At 60.3% G+C, this 18776-nt stretch carries 14 protein-coding genes; 3 read left to right on the top strand and 11 right to left on the bottom strand.

Features of this window, described 5'->3' with window-relative positions; translation table 11 throughout:
- Nucleotides 1–206: 206 nt before the first annotated feature.
- Nucleotides 207–1256: a Hint domain-containing protein gene (locus ACR0NF_RS11165; protein ID WP_480470370.1), complete on the bottom strand. Its 1050-nt coding sequence runs from the start codon at nt 1254–1256 to the stop codon at nt 207–209.
- Between the two features lie 245 nt (nt 1257–1501).
- Here ACR0NF_RS11165 and ACR0NF_RS11170 point away from each other — a divergent pair, with 245 nt between their 5' ends.
- On the top strand, nt 1502–2680 hold the full coding sequence (locus ACR0NF_RS11170) for a BaiN/RdsA family NAD(P)/FAD-dependent oxidoreductase (protein ID WP_480778256.1): 1179 nt from the start codon (nt 1502–1504) through the stop codon (nt 2678–2680).
- Here the strand turns inward: ACR0NF_RS11170 and ACR0NF_RS11175 are convergent.
- From ACR0NF_RS11175 to mraZ, 9 genes are all read right to left on the bottom strand, one after another.
- Nucleotides 2677–3051 (bottom strand): glycine zipper family protein, encoded by a 375-nt coding sequence (locus tag ACR0NF_RS11175; RefSeq protein WP_480470372.1) that lies wholly within the window; start codon nt 3049–3051, stop codon nt 2677–2679. The two genes, ACR0NF_RS11170 and ACR0NF_RS11175, sit on opposite strands and share 4 nt — an antisense overlap.
- Before the next feature lie 111 nt (nt 3052–3162).
- Nucleotides 3163–4557: a UDP-N-acetylmuramoyl-L-alanine--D-glutamate ligase gene (gene murD, locus ACR0NF_RS11180; RefSeq protein WP_480778257.1), complete on the bottom strand. Its 1395-nt coding sequence runs from the start codon at nt 4555–4557 to the stop codon at nt 3163–3165.
- 148 nt (nt 4558–4705) lie between these two features.
- Entirely contained in the window at nt 4706–5788 is a 1083-nt protein-coding gene (mraY, locus tag ACR0NF_RS11185; protein WP_480658297.1) for a phospho-N-acetylmuramoyl-pentapeptide-transferase, read from the bottom strand.
- Complete coding sequence (locus ACR0NF_RS11190) at nt 5788–7206, bottom strand: UDP-N-acetylmuramoyl-tripeptide--D-alanyl-D-alanine ligase (protein ID WP_480778258.1); 1419 nt, start codon at nt 7204–7206, stop codon at nt 5788–5790. The genes mraY and ACR0NF_RS11190 overlap by 1 nt, the downstream gene beginning before the upstream one ends.
- The gene (locus ACR0NF_RS11195; RefSeq protein ID WP_480667529.1) at nt 7203–8699 is read right to left on the bottom strand and encodes a UDP-N-acetylmuramoyl-L-alanyl-D-glutamate--2,6-diaminopimelate ligase; all 1497 of its coding nucleotides are present in this window, start codon (nt 8697–8699) and stop codon (nt 7203–7205) included. The genes ACR0NF_RS11190 and ACR0NF_RS11195 overlap by 4 nt, the downstream gene beginning before the upstream one ends.
- Nucleotides 8700–8721: 22 nt before the next feature.
- Nucleotides 8722–10509, bottom strand: coding sequence for a peptidoglycan D,D-transpeptidase FtsI family protein (locus ACR0NF_RS11200; RefSeq protein ID WP_480778259.1), 1788 nt, complete (start codon nt 10507–10509; stop codon nt 8722–8724).
- A complete protein-coding gene (gene ftsL / locus ACR0NF_RS11205; RefSeq protein ID WP_480470379.1) occupies nt 10506–10874 on the bottom strand; it encodes a cell division protein FtsL in 369 nt (122 codons plus the stop codon). Before ftsL ends, ACR0NF_RS11200 begins: the two co-directional genes overlap by 4 nt.
- Nucleotides 10871–11863: a 16S rRNA (cytosine(1402)-N(4))-methyltransferase RsmH gene (gene rsmH, locus ACR0NF_RS11210; protein ID WP_480778327.1), complete on the bottom strand. Its 993-nt coding sequence runs from the start codon at nt 11861–11863 to the stop codon at nt 10871–10873. The genes ftsL and rsmH overlap by 4 nt, the downstream gene beginning before the upstream one ends.
- A gap of 4 nt (nt 11864–11867) precedes the next feature.
- Nucleotides 11868–12335, bottom strand: a complete 468-nt coding sequence (mraZ, locus tag ACR0NF_RS11215; protein ID WP_480537011.1) for a division/cell wall cluster transcriptional repressor MraZ — start codon at nt 12333–12335, stop codon at nt 11868–11870.
- Between the two features lie 938 nt (nt 12336–13273).
- Between mraZ and ACR0NF_RS11220 the strand changes: the two genes are divergently transcribed.
- The gene (locus tag ACR0NF_RS11220; RefSeq protein ID WP_480470381.1) at nt 13274–13498 is read left to right on the top strand and encodes a DUF1127 domain-containing protein; all 225 of its coding nucleotides are present in this window, start codon (nt 13274–13276) and stop codon (nt 13496–13498) included.
- Between the two features lie 409 nt (nt 13499–13907).
- Here the strand turns inward: ACR0NF_RS11220 and ACR0NF_RS11225 are convergent, their stop codons facing one another.
- Nucleotides 13908–16517: an ATP-dependent helicase gene (locus tag ACR0NF_RS11225; RefSeq protein ID WP_480658301.1), complete on the bottom strand. Its 2610-nt coding sequence runs from the start codon at nt 16515–16517 to the stop codon at nt 13908–13910.
- A gap of 176 nt (nt 16518–16693) precedes the next feature.
- On the opposite strand from ACR0NF_RS11225, the gene ACR0NF_RS11230 reads away from it, so the two are divergent.
- Nucleotides 16694–18481 (top strand): sensor domain-containing diguanylate cyclase, encoded by a 1788-nt coding sequence (locus tag ACR0NF_RS11230; protein ID WP_480778328.1) that lies wholly within the window; start codon nt 16694–16696, stop codon nt 18479–18481.
- Nucleotides 18482–18776 lie beyond the last annotated feature (295 nt).

Consider the following 18776-nt stretch of genomic DNA (forward strand, 5'->3'; position numbering starts at 1 on the left):
ATGACGGCGTTTCAGCGATTTCTGAGCGGCACTGTTTCAATCACCGGCGACCGTCTTTCCGGCTGAAGATTGCAGATGTCAGTCGAAGCGTCGAAACCGACCGAAACGCGGCGATTAACTTCGCTTTATAAAGACCCGGTTTCGTTGCGAAATGCGGACACCATGGCGCTTTCACGGCAAGGCGATGAGGTGACGTTCAGGATGTTCTACCCGGCCAGCAGCGGTTTGCGGTTCTTCACATGACGGCGGATCAGCGAGCGAACCTGTCCGCCCCGCGCCGGTGTCAGACGCGCAAGTTGCGGTGCATGAACACCTGTCGCGACCTCGGGGAACAGCGCCTCGATTTCCGCCAGAGCGTCTTTGCCGACGCCTTTCAGGGCTTCGGGCCCTGTGAACAGACTCTCGGACGGGGCGCCTTCGGCGAAGACCACCTCGTGCCGGTCGAACAGCATGTGAACATAAGTGATCGAGGTTGCGTCCTCGTCAACAGACACGCCTGGCAGATCCAGAAGCTTCCCTGCCGGGATCAGAACTTCGCCCGTCTCGAACATGCGCACCGCAATCGGAGACCGCACAAGCATGCGATGCTGCGGCGATACACGCAGGTCGCGTGCTGGCAGGCCCTCGCCCAGCGCACCTTTGGCAATCCGGATCGGGCGCAGCTTGGGTTTGGCTGCTAAATCAACGCGATCCAGATCGCGTGAACCGATCCAGCGAATGATCTGTGGGCCATGGTCAAGGGTCAGCACCGCATCCCCGGCCTTGAGCGTTTCGATCGCGCGAGGCCCATCCGGGGTTTCGATCCGGGTGCCCGTGACAAAGCATGGCACAACCGTATCGACATCGATGTTCGGGCCGTTATCAACAACGCCATTGATCGTGAGCGTTGTGTTCAGAGGCGGAACAGAGCCCCCGATAAAGGCCAGGAAAAAGCCTGCTTCTTCGTTGATCGTGAGGGAGTTTCCATCACCGTTGATGTCGTAGTCGAAGACGCCGATCTCATAGGTGTTGGTTCCGTCCGTCACCTCAATCGTGAAGTCCCAATAGATGGCATTTCCCGCAAGGGTTTGCGTCGGATCGTTGGGGGTTTCGTTGCTCTGGTCGTCGCCGTCGAAAATGGTCCCGTCCGCCCCATCCTCGATCGTGATCTGACTGTAGCTCGAAATCTGGAAGGTCGTGCCCGTCGCGTCGAACGTGACATCTGCAGCAGACAGCGTGGAATCGGTGCGAAACGCACCAAAGATTGTTGTCGGCATTGGGGGCAACTCCACCAGAACTGAAAAACACGCGCTCTGTTTCTTAACCAAAAGCACTAAGGTTTTGCTAAGGACAGCTTGCACACCGGTCAAGTGAGTCTAACCAATTCGTCAGATCTTGTGACCGATGCACATCCTTCCGGGCGACCACGAACCAACACTGGCTGTTCAGAGATCCGAATTCGCCGGGGCTTGAGCACGTCAGCCCCTTGCCTTCGCGCCGATTACAGGCCAAGGGCGGAGGCATGAATTATGACACGATCATCCTTGGCGCCGGGGCTGCCGGCATGATGTGCGCCGTCCATTGCGGCGGGCGCGTGCTGGTGATTGATCATGCAAAAGCGCCGGGTGAAAAGATCCGCATCTCAGGCGGTGGGCGATGCAATTTCACAAATATGTATGCGGGGCCGGGCAATTTCCTGTCGAACAATCCGCATTTCAGTAAATCCGCGCTGGCACGGTATACGCAGTGGGATTTCATCGATCTGGTCGGTCGCCATGGCATTGCATGGCATGAGAAAACGCTGGGGCAGCTGTTCTGCGACGGGTCGTCGAAGCAGATCATTCAGATGCTGCTGGACGAGATGGAGCGCGCCGGGGCCACGCTTTGGGTTCAGACCAGTTTGCGCGATCTGCGCAAGACCGAGAGTGGCTTTGCCCTGGACGTCGAACGCGAGGGCAAGCGCATCCCCCTGACCTGCCGCAATCTGGTGCTGGCCACCGGCGGCAAGTCGATCCCCAAGATGGGCGCGACCGGGCTGGCCTATGACATCGCGCAGCAATTCGGGCTGCAGGTGACCGAAACGCGGGCGGCGCTGGTGCCGTTCACCTTCTCGGACGGGCGTTTCAAGGACCTGTCCGGCGTCTCTCTGGCCGCGCGTCTGTCCAATGCGCGCACCAGCTTTGACGAAGCTCTGTTGTTCACCCATCGCGGGCTGAGCGGACCTTCGGTGCTGCAACTGTCTTCCTATTGGCACGAGGGGGAGGAGGTCAGGGTTAACCTGATCCCCGATCTGCCGCTGTTCGATCTGCTGCGCGATCAGCGGCAGGCCGGTGGGCGCAAAGCGCTGACCACCGAGTTGGCGCGCCACCTGCCCACGCGGCTGGTGGACCATCTCAAGCATCATATACCGATGAAGGGCAATCTTGCGGATCAGTCCGACGCGGCGCTGTCCGATCTGATCGCTGCGCTGTCCGACTGGCGGCTTACGCCGTCAGGCACCGAGGGCTATCGCACGGCCGAGGTGACTCTGGGCGGGATCGACACCGAGGGCCTGTCGTCGAAAACGATGGAGGCCAGGGATGTCCCCGGCCTCTATGCGATTGGTGAAGCGGTGGATGTCACCGGCTGGCTGGGTGGCTACAACTTCCAGTGGGCGTGGTCCTCGGGCCACGCCGCGGGAAGCGCCATCGCAGGTCGTTAGCCGACAACGTTGTAGCCACGTCCGCGCATGCAGTTGCGCACGATGACTTCCTTGTTCTGGTTCTTGTTGATCACATCGGCACCAGCCCCGACCAGAGCACCGGCAACGGCTGCGCGACCCAGATTGTCGCTGCTGTCCTGAACGATGCCGGTGACGGCAGCAGCACCTGCCGCGCCGATGGCCGCGTTCCCTGCGGTCGATCCGTCAACACCGGGCTGCGAGGCGGCCAGTTGCTGGCACTGCGCCAGATCAGAGTTGTAGTTCGGGCCCACCGGACCGTCGATCACCGGCTGATAGCTGGCGCCAGTGTTGGTGCAGGCCGCTACAGCCAGCAGAGCGGGAACGACCAGAAAAAGTTTACGATTTGGCATATTCATGACCTCGTGTTGAGTTTCCTGAAGGCAAAAACCAATGCGCATGGCGCGTCAAGCAGATAGGCCACAGCTTCGCCGAACCGGCAATCTATTGCAAATGCCCCGCTTTCAGAGGCGTTTTTTGACCTCAGCCACGAAATCATCGCCGCGCTGTTCAAAGTTGTCATACTGGTCAAAACTGGCCGCGGCCGGGGCCAGCAGGACCACTTCACCCGATTGCGCGTCAGCCATGGCCTGTTCGACGGCGGCGGCCATGGTGGTGCAAACCTGCGCCTCGGCGGTCAGTTGCATGGCAAAGCCTGCAGCCTCGCGCCCGATGACATAGGCCTTGATCACCTGATCCCCTGCCCCGTTCAGCGCCTCAAGCCCGCCTTCCTTCTCAAGCCCGCCGCAGATCCAACGTATCTTCTTGAACGCGCTCAGCGCTTTCAGCGCGCTGTCCACATTGGTGGCCTTGGAGTCGTTGACATAGGTCACGCCGTCCGCCTCGGCGATGATCTGACTGCGGTGCGGCAGACCCGGGAAGCTGTGCAACGCGTCCTCGATCACACGCGGGGCAAGGCCCAGCGAACGGCAGGCGGCATAGGCGGCGCAGGCGTTCTGGTGGTTATGCGCGCCGGGCAGACCCCGGATACCGCGCAGGTCGATCGAACCCGTCTGGCGGCCCTTGCGGTATTCCGACAGGAACCCCTTGCGGGCAAAGACCTGCCAGCCCGGCCCGGGCAGCTTGCGCGCGACCGAGATGCGGATCACCCGGTCATCCGACGGCCCCTCGGCCAGTTGCCCGGCCAGAAACGCGCCCTCTGCCTCATCGATGCCGATCACGGCGCGGTCCGGGCCGCCTTCGGCGAACAGGCGACGCTTGGCTGCAAAATAACCGCCCATGCCCCCGTGCCGATCCAGATGATCGGGTGAAAGATTGGTGAACACCGCCACATCCGGTGTCAGCGCGCGGGCCAGTTCGGTCTGATAGCTGGAAAGCTCCAGCACCACGACCGATCCATCGCCGCCCGGATCGATATCCAGCACGCCGCGCCCGATATTGCCCGCCAACTGCGAGTCGCGCCCGGCCTCTGTCAGGATATGGTGAATCAAAGCGGCAGTCGTCGATTTGCCGTTCGAGCCCGTCACCGCGATCACCCGAGGCGGGGTGTCATAGTTATGCCATTCCGGCCCCGCGAAAGAGCGGAAGAACAGGCCGATATCATTATCGACGGGCACACCGGCGTCCAAAGCAGCGGCCACGACCGGGTTAGGCGTGGGGTAAAGATGCGGAATGCCCGGCGAGACGATCAGCGAAGTTATGTCATCAAACGCCCCGTGACGGCGCAGATCGGCGCAGGCGAAGCCTTCACCCTCGGCGGCCTCACGCGCAGCGGGGTTATCATCCCAGCAGATCGGCGCGGCCCCGCCCGCGCGCAATGCCCGCGCCGTGGTCAGACCCGACCGGCCCAGTCCCAGAACTGCAACTTTCTGTCCTGAAAATCCTTTGACCGGGATCATGCCGCCCACCTTTGTAGATTAGAAATTTGCGCCACACTGCACCGAAGGATTTCCCAAAGGCAAGGGCGCGTTCAGGCTCGCGCCGTGGCGCGAGCCGGGCCCAACGGGTGGCAGGTGGGCAGCAGGCCCTCCGAACCCGGCGGGAGCGTTACCGGACTTTCAGCGTCGCCAGACCGATCATCGCCAGGATCAGCGAAATGATCCAGAAGCGGATCACGATGGTGGGTTCGGCCCAGCCTTTTTTCTCATAGTGGTGATGGATCGGAGCCATCAGGAACACGCGCTTGCCGGTGCGTTTGAAGTAAAGCACCTGGATGATCACGCTCAGCGCCTCGACCACGAACAGCCCGCCTACGATGGCCAGCACCAGCTCGTGCTTGGTGGCCACGGCAATCGCGCCCAGCGCGCCGCCCAGGGCCAAAGATCCGGTGTCGCCCATGAACACCGCTGCCGGAGGGGCGTTGTACCACAGGAACCCAAGCCCCGCGCCGAAAAGCGCTGAGGTGAAAATGAAGATTTCACCCGTACCGGGCACATAATGCACATCGAGATATTCGGTGAAGTCGACCCGGCCCACCGCATAGGCAATCACGCCGAGGGTCGAGGCGGCGATCATCGCGGGCATGATGGCCAAACCGTCCAGGCCGTCTGTCAGGTTCACCGCATTGGCGGCCCCGACGATCACGATCACCGCGAACGGGATGTACAACAGACCCAGATTGATCAGAGTATCCTTGAACACCGGCAGCGCCAGTTGGTTCTGCAAATCGGCGGGGTGATGCAGCGAGGCCCAGAGCGAGGCCAGCACAGCGATGATAATCCCCAGCGCCAGCCGCATTTTGCTGGAGACACCCTTGGTGTTCTGCTTCGACACCTTGGCATAGTCGTCGGCAAAGCCGATGGCCGCATAGGCCAACGTTACGAACAGCACCATCCAGACATATGGGTTGTCCCAGCGCGCCCAGATCAGGGTCGAGGTCACCAGCGCACCCACGATCAGAAGGCCGCCCATAGTGGGGGTTCCGGCCTTGGACAGATGCGCCTCGGGGCCGTCATCGCGGATCGGTTGGCCTTTGCCCTGCTTGCGGCGCAGCACGTTGATCAGGGGCTTGCCGAACAGGAAGCCAAAGATCAGCGCGGTCAGAAAGGCTCCGCCTGCCCGGAACGTGATATAGCGGAAGAGGTTCCAGAAATCCCCTCCGTCCGACAGGGCGGTCAACCAATAGAGCATTACAAAACCTTTCTCACAAAATGACGGCTCTCTGGCGCGCTGCCATGCCCCATTTGCCGCAGACCGTCAACGATCCGCGCCAATGCCATACTCAGCGACCCCTTGGCCATCACGACGTCGCCGCTTTGGATCAGTTCCGGCAGGTAGGCTGCCATCTCATCGCTGGTTGCCGTCCACAGCCCGCGCTTGCCCTCGGGCAGGGCCTGATGCAGCGCCTGCATCAGCGGGCCGATGCAGTGCACCTGATCGACATGCGCCATCGCAGGCACATCAGCCATGGCGGCGTGCATGGCGCGCTCTTCAGCGCCCAGCTCTTTCATGTCGCCCAGAAAGGCAATCCGGCGGTCGCCCTGAAGGGCTCCCAACACGTCCAGCGCGGCCTCCATCGAGGTGGGGTTGGCGTTGTAGCTTTCGTCCAGCAGTTTGATCGTGCCGCCGTATTGCAGCCTTATGAGTTCGCGCACACCGCGCCCTTTGACCGGCGACCACCCGCGCAGGCCCGCAATCGCCTGATCCAGATCGACGCCCAGTTCGACGCAAGCGGCCAGAGCGCCCAGCGCGTTCATGGCAAAGTGGGTTCCCGCGGATTGGACATCGAAGGTGATGTCGGCGCCGCCAACAAGTCCGTGCCCCTGCACTGAGTCGGGGCCCTGGAGCACGTTGGTCAGGACATAATCCCGCGCCTTGTGGCCGAATTCGACAATCTTCACACCTTGCGCAGCGGCGCAGTCGCGCAGAATGCCCGCGTGTTCGATATCGGCATTGACGATGGCGGTGCCGCCCTCGGTCAGCCCGTCGAAGATCGCGGCCTTCTCATGGGCGATGCCCGCAACCGAGTCGAAGGCTTCCAGATGGACGGCGGCCACGGTGGTCACCAGCCCCACATGCGGCTGCGCCTGCTGGGCCAGAGGGGCGATTTCGCCCGGATGGTTCATACCGATCTCGATAACGGCGAATTCGGTGTCGCGCGGCATCCGTGCCAGCGTCAGCGGCACACCCCAATGGTTGTTGTAGCTGGCGACGCTGGCATGGGTTTTTCCTTGCGTTTCCAGAATGCTGGCCAGCATTTCCTTGGTCGAGGTCTTGCCGACGCTGCCGGTCACCCCCACCACGCGCGCCTTGGTTCGGGCACGGGCCGCCTGCCCCAGCGCCTCAAGACCCGTCTGTACGTCATCGACGATCAACAGCGGCGCATCCTCGGGCACGCCTTCGGGGATATGCGAAACAAGCGCCGCGCCTGCGCCTTTTTCCAGCGCCTGTGCGACGAAATCATGGCCGTCACGGGCAGCTTTGAGCGCGACAAACAGGTCTCCGGGTTGCAGGGTGCGGGTGTCAATCGAGACGCCGTTCACCTGCCAATCGGTGGTGGCGCGGCCCTTGGTGGCTTCGGCGGCCTCGGCTGCGGTCCAGAGCGTCATGCGACCCTCCCGTCCAGAGCGGCTACCGAGATGCTTGCCTGCTCTGCGTCATCGAAGGGCAGGATCTGATCGCCGACAATCTGGCCAGTTTCATGGCCCTTGCCCGCGATCAGCAGCGCATCCCCGGGCTGCAGAGCGTCAACGCCGCGCAGAATGGCTTCGGCCCGGTCGCCCACTTCGGTGGCACCTTTCGCACCCAACAACACGTCGGCGCGTATGGCTGCAGGGTCTTCGCTGCGGGGATTGTCGTCTGTTACAATGACGGCGTCAGCAAATTTTGCGGCCTCGCGCCCCATCAATGCCCGTTTACCTTTGTCACGATCCCCTCCGGCGCCAACAATCGCAATTATCCTTCCCAAGACATGCCGGCGCAGCGCCTTCAAAGCGGTAGCAATGGCCTCTGGTGTATGCGCATAATCCACAAATACCGTGGCGCCATTTTCACGAGTCGCCACCAATTGCATCCGACCGCGCACCGATATCAGGTGCGGCAAAGTATCGAAAACGCGGTTGTGATCTTCGCCGCATGCAATCACGAGACCACAAGCCAGCATCACATTGTGCGCCTGAAAATCGCCAATCAGATTGATAGACCTAACATAAGTTCGTATCTCGGTTGGCGCTTTGTAGGAAAAGCGTAGTTTCTGCCCGGTGTCGCTAAATTGATCGAGATCTCGGATGCCAAAATCCGTATCGCCGTCACCGACGGTATAGACGGTATTGCCACGTTCTTCAGCCCTTTCAACCAATGTTGGCCCTAGAGGATCATCTGTGTTGATCACGGCTGCTGCATTCGCAGGGAGCAGTTCTGAAAAGAGGCGCGCCTTTGCTTCAAAATAGTCTTCGAACGTTTCGTGATAATCCAGATGGTCACGCGATAGGTTCGAGAAAGCCGCCGCCTTCATCCGCACCCCGTCCAACCGACGTTGGTCAAGCCCGTGAGACGAAGCTTCCATCGCCACATGAGTCACTCCATTTTCAGCCGCTTGGGCCAGGCACCGATGTAATGTGATCGGATCGGGTGTTGTGTGAGCCAATGGCGCTGTCCAGGCCCCTTCGACACCCGTGGTGCCGATGTTTATGGCTTTGTAGCCAAGCTCTGTCCAAATCTGCCGCACAAAAGTTGCGACAGAGGTTTTGCCATTGGTGCCGGTGACAGCAACAATGGTTTTCGGCTGCGCGCCGAACCACAGGGCGGCGGCCCCTGCCAATGCCTGACGGGGGTCTTCGGTCACGATCAGGGCAGCGTCGGATGCGGCCAGTTCTTCGGCGGCGATCTCCGCCCCTTCAGCATCCGTCAGAATGGCAGCAGCGCCCATGCGTAGGGCAAACTGGATGAATTCACCGCCATGGATGCGGGTGCCGGGAAGAGCTGCGAAGAGGAAACCGTCTTTGACCTCACGGCTGTCGACGGCCAGACCGGTGATGTCGGGATTGGCCCCGCCCCGTGCGGTCAGGGCCAGTTCGCTGAGTTTCTTTGACTGATTGCCCATGACCCACCTTTCGCCGGACAGCCTAATTTGAGGTCAGCGTTATAGCAGCGCGCGCCTCAGGCTCAAGCCGGGGTCTGAGGCCCAGCAAGGGTGCCACGCGTCCGATCAGTTCGGCGGCAACGGGGACGGCGGTCCAACCCGCCGTGCGACGCTTTTCACCGTAGGCGACGATGGACGGCTCATCGAGCGTAACAATCAGCACATATTTCGGATCGTAGGCCGGGAAAATGGTGGCGAAGGTGGCGATCACCTTGTCCTCATAGTAGCCACCACGCGGCTTCGGTTTGTCGGCGGTGCCGGTCTTGCCTGCCACGTCATAACCTTTGACATCACCAAAGCTGGCGGTACCGTCGGTCACGACTTTGCGCAACATATCCTGCGCCTGCTTGGCGGTGCTTTCGGACATCACGCGAGGCCCGTATTGTGGACCGTTGCGGCGCAGGATGGTGGGGCTGACATAATGCCCGCCATTGGCAATCGCTGCGTAACCGGCGGCCAGATGCATCGGGCTGGTTGAAAGGCCGTGACCATAGGAGATGGTCACAGTGCTCAGCTCACCCCATTTCTTGGGCTTGAGCGGTTGCCCGCCCTTGGCCTCGACAATCTCAAACGGGGTCGGGTCGAACATACCCAGAGCGTTCAGGAAATCCTGCTGCCGCTGCGCACCGATCTGCAATGCCAGCCGCCCGGTGCCCCGGTTCGAGCTGTGCACGATCACATCGGCGACGCTGATCTCGCCATAGTTCTTGCCGTTGAATTCCCCAATCGGGAAACGGCCGATTTTCATCGGGCCCGAGGTGTCGATGATCGTGTTGGAGTTCACCAGCCCCAACTGCACCGCCTGCGCGGCAGTGAAGATTTTGAACACCGAGCCCAGCTCATACACGCCCTGCACATAGCGGTTGAACAGCGGGCTGTCCGAGGGGTCAAAGCCCGAGGTCGGCGGGCGTGGGCGGTCGTTGGGGTCGAAGGATGGCAGCGACGCGGCCGAGACGACCTCGCCCGTATGGGCGTTCATCAGAACTGCCGAAGCGCCCTTGGCGTTCATGATCTTCATGCCGCCATAAAGCACCTGTTCAACAGCCGCCTGAACGGTCAGGTCCAGCGACAGTTGAAGGGGTTTGTTGCCGTTGGCCGGGTCACGCAGGTAGTCGTCGAACTGTTTCTCGACACCTGCCACGCCGATCACCTCGGCAGCACTTACGCCCTCGCGGCCAAAGCCCGAGCCGCCCAGAATATGTGCGCCCAGCTTGCCGTTCGGGTACAGGCGCATCTCACGCGGACCGAACAGGATGCCGGGATCACCGATGTCATGCACGGCCTGCTTCTGCTCGGGCGAGATACGTTTCTTGATCCACAGGAACTTGCGATTGCCGGTGAAGTCTTTGACCAGACGCTCTTTTTCCAGATCGGGAAAGATCGCAACCAGCTGATCAGCCGCTGCGATAGGATCGATCATCAGGGGCGGCTGCGCATAGACCGAATAGGTGTCCAGATTGGTCGCCAGAATGCGCCCCTCGCGGTCGACGATATTGGCGCGCTGCATGGCAATGGAGGCGCCCGGCGCGCTGGCCAGAGGTTCCTGTGCTTCGGACGTCGCCAGAACGCCCATGCGGAAGCCCACGACCGAGAAGGCGCAGAAGAAGAACAGGCCTAGCACCAGCAGGCGGCCTTCGGCGCGCGCGCGGGCGCGGTCTTTCATGTCTTCGTGGCGTTTGCGGATGTTCTCACGCTCAATCGCCTTGGGGTTTTCACCCTTGGCACGGGCGTCGAGAATACGGGCCAGAGGGCGGAGCGGTGTACGGGTCATGGGATCTGCACCTCGATCAACGCCTGAACATCGGTGATGTCCTCGAGTTCAAGCGGGTCGACAATGGGCAGGTCCGGGTCCTCGCCATAGCTGATCTGATCCGCACGGCCAAACTGTTCGGCCCGCAGAGGCAGCAGGCCGAGACGTTCGAAATTCAGGTCTGCCAGTTCGCGCAGGCGGTCAGGACGGTTGAGATAGGCCCATTCAGCGTTCAGCACGGCCAACCGCGCCTGCGCCATCCCGATCTGACGCTGCAGCGATTGCGTTTCTTTCACCACCTGCTGGGTGCGGTAGTTTTCCTGATAGGCCCAGAGCGCCAGCCCGAACACGGAAAGGGCCGTCAACACATACAGAATACTCTTCATCTTGCTCTTCCCCCCAGTTGCGGCATGCCGATGGCGCGGGCCTCAATTTCCCCCGCCGGGGCGTCCGTCCGGACCGCGACGCGCAGCTTGGCCGAACGCGCGCGCGGATTTTCCTGTAGTTCCTGCTCATCCGGCCCCACAGCCTTGCGGGTCTTGAGCGTGAATTGCGGCTGATCCTGCGCCATCTCGGGCGCGTAGCGGTTGGCGCGCCCGGTTTTTCCGGCGCGCGATTGGAAGAAGCGCTTCACCATCCGATCCTCGATGGAATGGAAGGTGACGACCGCCAGTTGCCCGCCGGGTTTCAGAGCGCGTTCGGCGGCCATGAGGCCCTGAAACAGCTCTTCATATTCCGCATTTACCGCGATGCGCAGGCCCTGAAAGCTGCGCGTCGCCGGGTGCGACTGGCCGGGTTTCGGGCGCGGCAGGCAGGATTCGATGATCTCGGCCAGACGCAGAGTCGTGGTGATCGGTTCCTCAGCCCGCGCCTTGACGATGGCCTTTGCGATGCGACGGCTGGCGCGTTCCTCGCCGAAATGGAACAGGATTTCGGCCAGTTGCGCCTCGGTCGCCGTGTTGACAAGATCGGCGGCGCTTTCGCCTTCCTGGCTCATGCGCATGTCCAGCGGGCCGTCTTTCATGAAGGAAAAGCCGCGTTCGGCCTGATCCAACTGCATGGAAGAAACCCCAAGGTCCAGCACCACACCGTCGAGACCCTGCGCATAATCATCCATGCGAGAGAACACGCCCTGCTGCATCACCAGCCGCCCCCCGTATTCCCCGGCCCAATCGGCAGCCATTTCAAAGGCCAGCGGATCACGATCCACGCCAATGACTTTCTCGGCCCCGGCCTCGAGCAGACCACGGGTATAACCGCCTGCGCCGAATGTGCCATCCAGCCAGACACCGGAGACCGGTGCCACGGCAGCCAGCAACGGGCGCAGCAGAACGGGGATGTGAGGTTTGTCCGATGAGGTCTGAGCGCCGGCCATGCCGTCACCCGTCCCCGATGCCGTCGAGATACTGCATCGGATCGAAATCATCCGGCAGATCGTCGAGCCATTCCTCGGTTGTGGCCAGTTCCTCGGCCTCATATGTCTCGGGCTTCCAGATCTGGAAGGTGTCACCGGCGGCGATAAAGAACGCCTCATTCTCAAGATCGATCTTGTTGCGCAGCTTGGCGGGCAAAACCAGCCGCCCGGTCTCGTCCACATTGGTCGGGAAAGACTGACCATGGAACATCCGCTGCAACATCCGGCGCTGCATTGAGCCACGCGGTAACGCATCAATCTTGGCGTCCACCTCGTCGATCGCTTCCATCGTATAGCATTCAAGGTATTTGCGGCGGTGATCGCCATAGACAATCACCAGTTCAGGATTGTCACCGGGCTGCCAGTTGGGATCGGAGGCTTCAAGCACACGGCGAAACGAGGCCGGGATCGAGACCCTGCCCTTCGTGTCCACCTTATGGTGGCTTTCACCTCTAAACCTGCGCGCCAAGACGACTGTCCCTTTCGCTTGCGCCCCACCTCAAAATTCACGTTCCCCCCGGATGAAGAACGGCGGGTTGATCTGCTGCCACTGATCAACCCGCCGCATTGACCCGCTGAGCGGGATGTCCAGCTGCGCGCGCCACCTGGGGGGATGTCTGCTCGCCCGCGCGCCGGATCTGTTAAGTGATGAAAGCGAGATGCCTGTATGAAACCTGTTTTTTGTATTTTTGGTTCGGGGTCGTTTGGTGCCCCTTAACTGTCCTCGCCCTCATCGGGTAAACAAGGGATGCCATGGGAAATCATGGAAATCAACAGGAATTTTGTAAGAAGAGAACCGATTCTGGCTTCAAAATAAGATTAAAGCAATCGAAATCCGGATTAAATACACCACAGATTGTGATTCTGGCACCCATCAACACCACATATGCGCAACTCGGCGTTGAAAAATTTCCTCCCATGATTTCCCAATAATTTTCCTGAATGGCGGTAAATCCGGTGCAAGCACCCATGAAACCCAGCCGACCAGGACGAATCGCGATCGCTTAGGGGGCCAGTCCCATAGGCGACCCATGCTTTCCCATGGCACTGTCACACCACGGGCTGGATCAGAGAAGAACAGCGCTGCCCCCTCTTGATCTGACACAACATGCCCAAACAAACGCCAATCCTGCTTAAGGGATAAGCACCTTTAATCACGGCACCTGAACTGGCAAAAAGCCAACCGCATACGAAAACCTATATTTTAAAGGCAATTATTGGGGCAGCCTGGATTATCCCGACAATCCATGCATTTGCTGCATAGCAGCATTGACGACGCGAGCTATTGTGCAATCGCAGCATTTGCCTATCTTCAGTCTCAAGCAAGCGCCGGACGATGCCGGCAGCAACAAGAATGAACGGATGATGAAGATGGCAGTCGCAAGCACACAAACAGGTCTGAAAGGCGCTCCGGTATTTGGAGTCGCAGCACTGGTTGAAACCGTAAAGACCCGCGTTGCGCGCTACCGCCTGTACCGCCAGACGGTAAACGAACTGTCGGCACTGTCGGACCGCGAGTTGGCCGATCTGGGCCTGCACCGTTCGATGATCCGCCGACTGGCCCAGCAGGCCACCGAAGAGCAAACCGCGCAGTAAGCGCGACACAGATCCTGAGATCAGGCCCATCCTCCTCCCTTTTGGGTCTGTAATCAGCGGCAACGTCTCTCCTCCTCCCTGACGTTGCCGCACCTTATACCGGCCCTGACCGCCGGAACCTGATACATCGGGGCTCTCCTCCTCCCTGCCTCGATGTTGAAAGCGCGCGGCGACGTCACCCTCCTCCCAGACGTCGCCGCGTCTTCCTCATACCGGGATCAGACCCGGGTTCGGATACTTCGGGGCTCTCCTCCTCCCTGCCTCGGAGTTGAAAAGAACGGCGGTTCCCCTTCCTCCTCCCTGGGAACCGCCGTTTTTCTTTCCGACAACAAAAAAGGGGCGCGAACGCCCCCCCCTACTTCACCTGGCTAAAAATATCCCAGAGCGCGAGGCAGAGCCTCGCAAATAGTCAGAACGGCACGTCGTCCTTGGCGGTCAGAAAGCGCGAGACCACTTTCTTCACCCCTGCCTTGTCGAAATCGACCTCGACCTTGTCACCCTCGATACCGATCACCGCGCCATACCCGAATTTCTGGTGAAACACCCGCTCGCCCAGCGTGAAACTGGCGACAGCGGTCGCATCAATCACCGTGTTCCGGCTTTCTTTCGGCTGAGACATCCCGTACTGCCCCTGCCGCGCCTGCAGACGTTTCCAGCCCGGAGAGTTATAGACATTCGCCTCGGCCGCGCGGCTTTCGATCCCAGCCGTTGTCTGACCGCCACCATAGAGCCCCGGCGGCGTCAGCACCTCGACATGATCCTCGGGCAGCTCATCGATGAAACGCGATGGCATCGAGTTCTGCCATTGCCCGAACACCCGCCGGTTGGCCGCGAAGGAAATCGTGCAGACCTCTTCGGCACGGGTGATGCCGACATAGGCCAGCCGCCGTTCCTCTTCGAGGCCCTTAAGGCCCGATTCGTCCATGGAGCGTTGCGAGGGGAACAAGCCATCCTCCCACCCCGGCAGGAACACGGCAGGAAACTCCAACCCTTTGGCCGCGTGCAGGGTCATGATCGAGACCTTAGCCCCGTCGTTATCCTGCTCGTTATCCATCACAAGGCTGACATGTTCCAGAAACCCCTGCAGGTTCTCGAAATTGTCCAGCTGATTGACCAGTTCCTTGAGGTTTTCCAACCGCCCCGGAGCCTCAGGCGTCTTCTCGTTCTGCCAATGCGCGGTATAGCCGGATTCGTCCAAGACGATCTGCGCCAGCTCGATATGCGTATGCTCAGGCGCGCCATAGCGGATCGGCGACACCCCATCATCGATCACCGAATCGTCGTCCATTTCGATCCGCGGGCCGCGCGTCATCGCATTCCACCGCGCCAGCCCGTCGATCAATTCACGCAACGCCTTGCCGCCCTTGCCCTTGATCAGACCATTATCGACCGCAATCCGCGCCCCATCGACCAGAGAGACCCCGTTTTCCCGCGCCACCACCTGAATGGTCTGCTGCGCCTTGTCGCCAAGGCCGCGTTTGGGCGTGTTGACGATGCGCTCGAACGCCAGATCGTCCTCGGGGCTGACCACCAGCCGGAAATAGGCCATGGCATCGCGGATCTCCATCCGCTCGTAGAATCGCGGCCCTCCAATCACCTTGTAAGGCAGGCCAATGGTCAGAAACCGGTCCTCAAAAGCGCGCATCTGGTGCGAGGCGCGCACGAGGATGGCGATTTCATCGAGATAGAATCTTGGGAAAGCCGCTTCCAAAGAACGCCCTTCTTGTTGCCTCATTGTTAATTCCCAAATGAGGCTTTTCCTACTGTCATCAGCCAAAAAGCTTTTGTGCTTTTTCAACTTGTCGAGCACATCCTCTCTTCGATTGAGTCCTTTCAAGGCACCCAATTCATCAAGACGCTCTACTTCCCTCATCATTTGATCGGATCGAGAGTTTTGCCTTCGTTTTGCAACAGGCGAACTACCACTAACATAGTCTTCGATCTGCTCTCCGACCCAACGAGCCTCTTCTTCGCCGTCCCAGTGACCGATTAGACGGACCTCTTCACCGTCTCGCGCTGCCGTCCACAGTTCTTTGCCCAGACGGTTCTCGTTACCACGAATAACATTCGACGCAGCCGCCAGAATATGCGGGGTCGAGCGGTAGTTCTGCTCCAGCCGCACCACGAAGGCTCCGGGGAAATCCTTCTCGAACCGCAGGATGTTGCCCACCTCGGCCCCGCGCCAGCCATAGATCGACTGATCATCGTCACCGACACAGCAGATGTTCTTGTGCCCCCCAGCCAACAGGCGCAGCCAGAGATATTGGGCAACGTTGGTATCCTGATACTCGTCCACGAGGATGTAGCGGAACCAGCGTTGATATTGCTCCAGCACATCCGGATGCGTCTGAAAGATCGTCACCATGTGCAGCAGCAGGTCGCCAAAATCCACTGCGTTCAGCTCGCGCAGGCGGGTCTGGTATTGGGCATAGAGTTCGATGCCCTTGTGGTTATAGGCACCGGCATCCGCAGCAGGCACCTTGTCGGGCGTCAGCGCTCGGTTCTTCCAGTCATCGATGATCCCGGCCAGCATCCGCGCGGGCCAGCGTTTGTCATCGATATTGGCCGCCTGCGTCAGCTGTTTCAGCAGCCGCTTCTGATCGTCCGTATCCAGAATGGTGAAGTTCGATTTCAGATCGACCAATTCCGCATGGCGGCGCAGCAGCTTGACGCAGATCGCATGGAAGGTGCCCAGCCACGGCATCCCCTCGGCGGGTCGGCCCAGCATGCGGCCAACGCGCTCTTTCATCTCACGCGCGGCCTTGTTGGTGAAGGTCACCGCCAGAATCTCATTCTCGCGCACCCGATGGGTTCTGAGCAGATGGGTGATCCGCGCCGTCAGTGCCTTGGTCTTGCCCGTCCCGGCTCCGGCCAGCATCAGCACCGGACCATCCAGCCGCTCAACCGCTTCGCGCTGCGCCGGATTTAGGTCGTTGAGGTACTCTGCCGAGGCCGCAGGCATCGCCCGCGCCGACAGCGATGCGCCTTCGAAGGCGTCCATTTCGTCAAAACTGCTCATGGCTCCAAACTACGCCGGATGGGCGCGAAGGGAAAGGGTTTGTTCACGGCTTGTTCACAGGGAATTTGCCAGCCGATCCGATCAATTCTAAACAAACATCCGGCGTCATTAACCCCTTGTCAAACCTTGCCAAACATCCTGATCCCATTGCTGTGGGAGCGTGGGTTATGAAACAGATGGATCAGACAGGCCGAACCTCGGGCCTGAAAATTGCGGGCATCTCGCTGATGCTGATGGCGCTGACTGCGCTGGCGGGCTGGGGGATTTACGCAATTCCGGCCCCGGTGGTGGACCGAATGCTGGAATCAGATCTGCGACACCGCGCGGCGCAATTGAACCAACAGGTCGCCTCGCACCTGTTCGATGTCGAGGCAACGTTCCAATACGGCGTTCTTGATGAACATGATGAGGAGTTTCTGGAGCTTTTGCCCGAAACCTCGGACATCTATCGCTTCAAGCTGTTCGACAGCGAAGGGCGCGTGTTCTGGTCAACCCGTCCAGGCGATGTCGGAACCGTGAATTCCGATTCCTACTTTCAGGAAATCGTTGCAGCGGGAGGATCCTATTACAAACACGAAGAAAAACCGATCTCTGAGGTCAATTCCCTTGACCATGAAGCGATGGCCGGGTCGGGCAAGAAAACCTGTCATGTGGCCGAAATCTATACGCCCGTGATCAAGGATGGCCAGTTTCTGGGCGCCATTGAGTTCTATTCCGATATCACGCCGCAGCGCGATCTGTTCATCACCCGCGTCCGGTGGTCGTTGGCCGTGCTCTGTAGCGTGGCCCTTCTGGCGCTGACGGCAGTGATTCTGGTGATCTATCGCACGAATCGCAGGCAGGTCCGCGATCTCCGGGTGCGCGCCGCTAAGGAGCGTGAATTGATGGATGACCAGCTGCGCCTGGCGCGCGAAGTGCGCCTGCTGGGCGAGCTGAATGAGTGGCTGCAATCCAGCCGTTCTCTGGACGAGCTTTTTGAAATGGTGTCACGCTTCATGACCCATATCCTGCCCGAGGCTGAAGGCAGCGTGTATGTCTATTCCAATTCACGCGACGTGCTGGATGGATGCGCCAGTTGGAATGGCGGCTCGCACAAGGCGCATATTCATCCCGAAGGCTGTTGGGGGCTGCGGCGTGGGCGAACATATGAATTCGGAGCCTCCGAGATCGATTTCGTCTGCGAACATGCCGAACCGCATGACGGGCGGCCTTATTTCTGCTTCCCCATTCTCGCCCATGGCGAGACGGTGGGTCTGCTGCATCTGCGCGCGCACGAGGGCAGCGGTGAGGAATTTCACGACAGCAAGAAGCTGGCGCAGCTCTGCGCGGAACAGATCAGCATGGCGATTGCCAATGTTCGGATGCGCGATCAGTTGCACGACCAGTCGGTGCGTGACCCTTTGACCGGGCTGTTCAATCGTCGCCATATGACTGAAACCCTGCGCAAGTCGATCAGCCGTAGCCAGCAGACGGGTGCTCCGCTCAGCATGATCGCGGTGGATGTCGATCATTTCAAAAAGTTCAACGACACCCATGGGCATGACGCTGGCGACATGGTGTTGCGCGCGGTTGGCGCGGCGCTCGAACAGGGATGCGACCGTGATGAGATCGCCTGCCGGATCGGGGGCGAGGAGTTCATGCTGATCCTGCCCGACAACACCCCGGATGACGCCATGACCCGCGCCGAACAGGTGCGGCAGGCGGTCGAGGCGGTCTCGGTTCGCTATGGAGAGAAATCGCTTCCCCGCATCACCATCTCGGTCGGAGTTGCGCATTATCCGATGCATGGCGTGATGCCGCAGGATCTGATGCGGGCCGCCGACGATGCGCTTTACGCGGCCAAAGACAAGGGTCGCAATCAAGTACAGGTCGCGCGATCCGGGGCTATCGCCGAGACCTCGGCTGTGGCGGGTGGTGCTACCGCGCGGCCCGCCAAAGGGGCATCCAAGCGTCCAGCAGCCTGATCCCGGCCGGGCAGGACGTATTGCGCAGTCAGCTCGACGTCATTGCGAGGCCCCGAGCTGGCCTTGAGCCCGAAGCTCGCCGATTCGTGTCTCTGCACTTGCGTAGCGCTTGATTCGGCCAGGCCGTATTCGCTCCTTCGGGCGGCTGGAAGGATGGTAGCGCTTAGCACCGCTGAAAACTGGTCATTTTCTTTGCCAATAAAACAATATTTGGTGCTGCGCCGCAGCATGTGTAAAAGAAAAGCGCCAAAAGGCGGCGTTTGCGAGCGATAACATGCCGGTTCTACCCAGAACT

The sequence above is a fragment of the Ruegeria sp. CF4 genome, assembly GCF_056537345.1.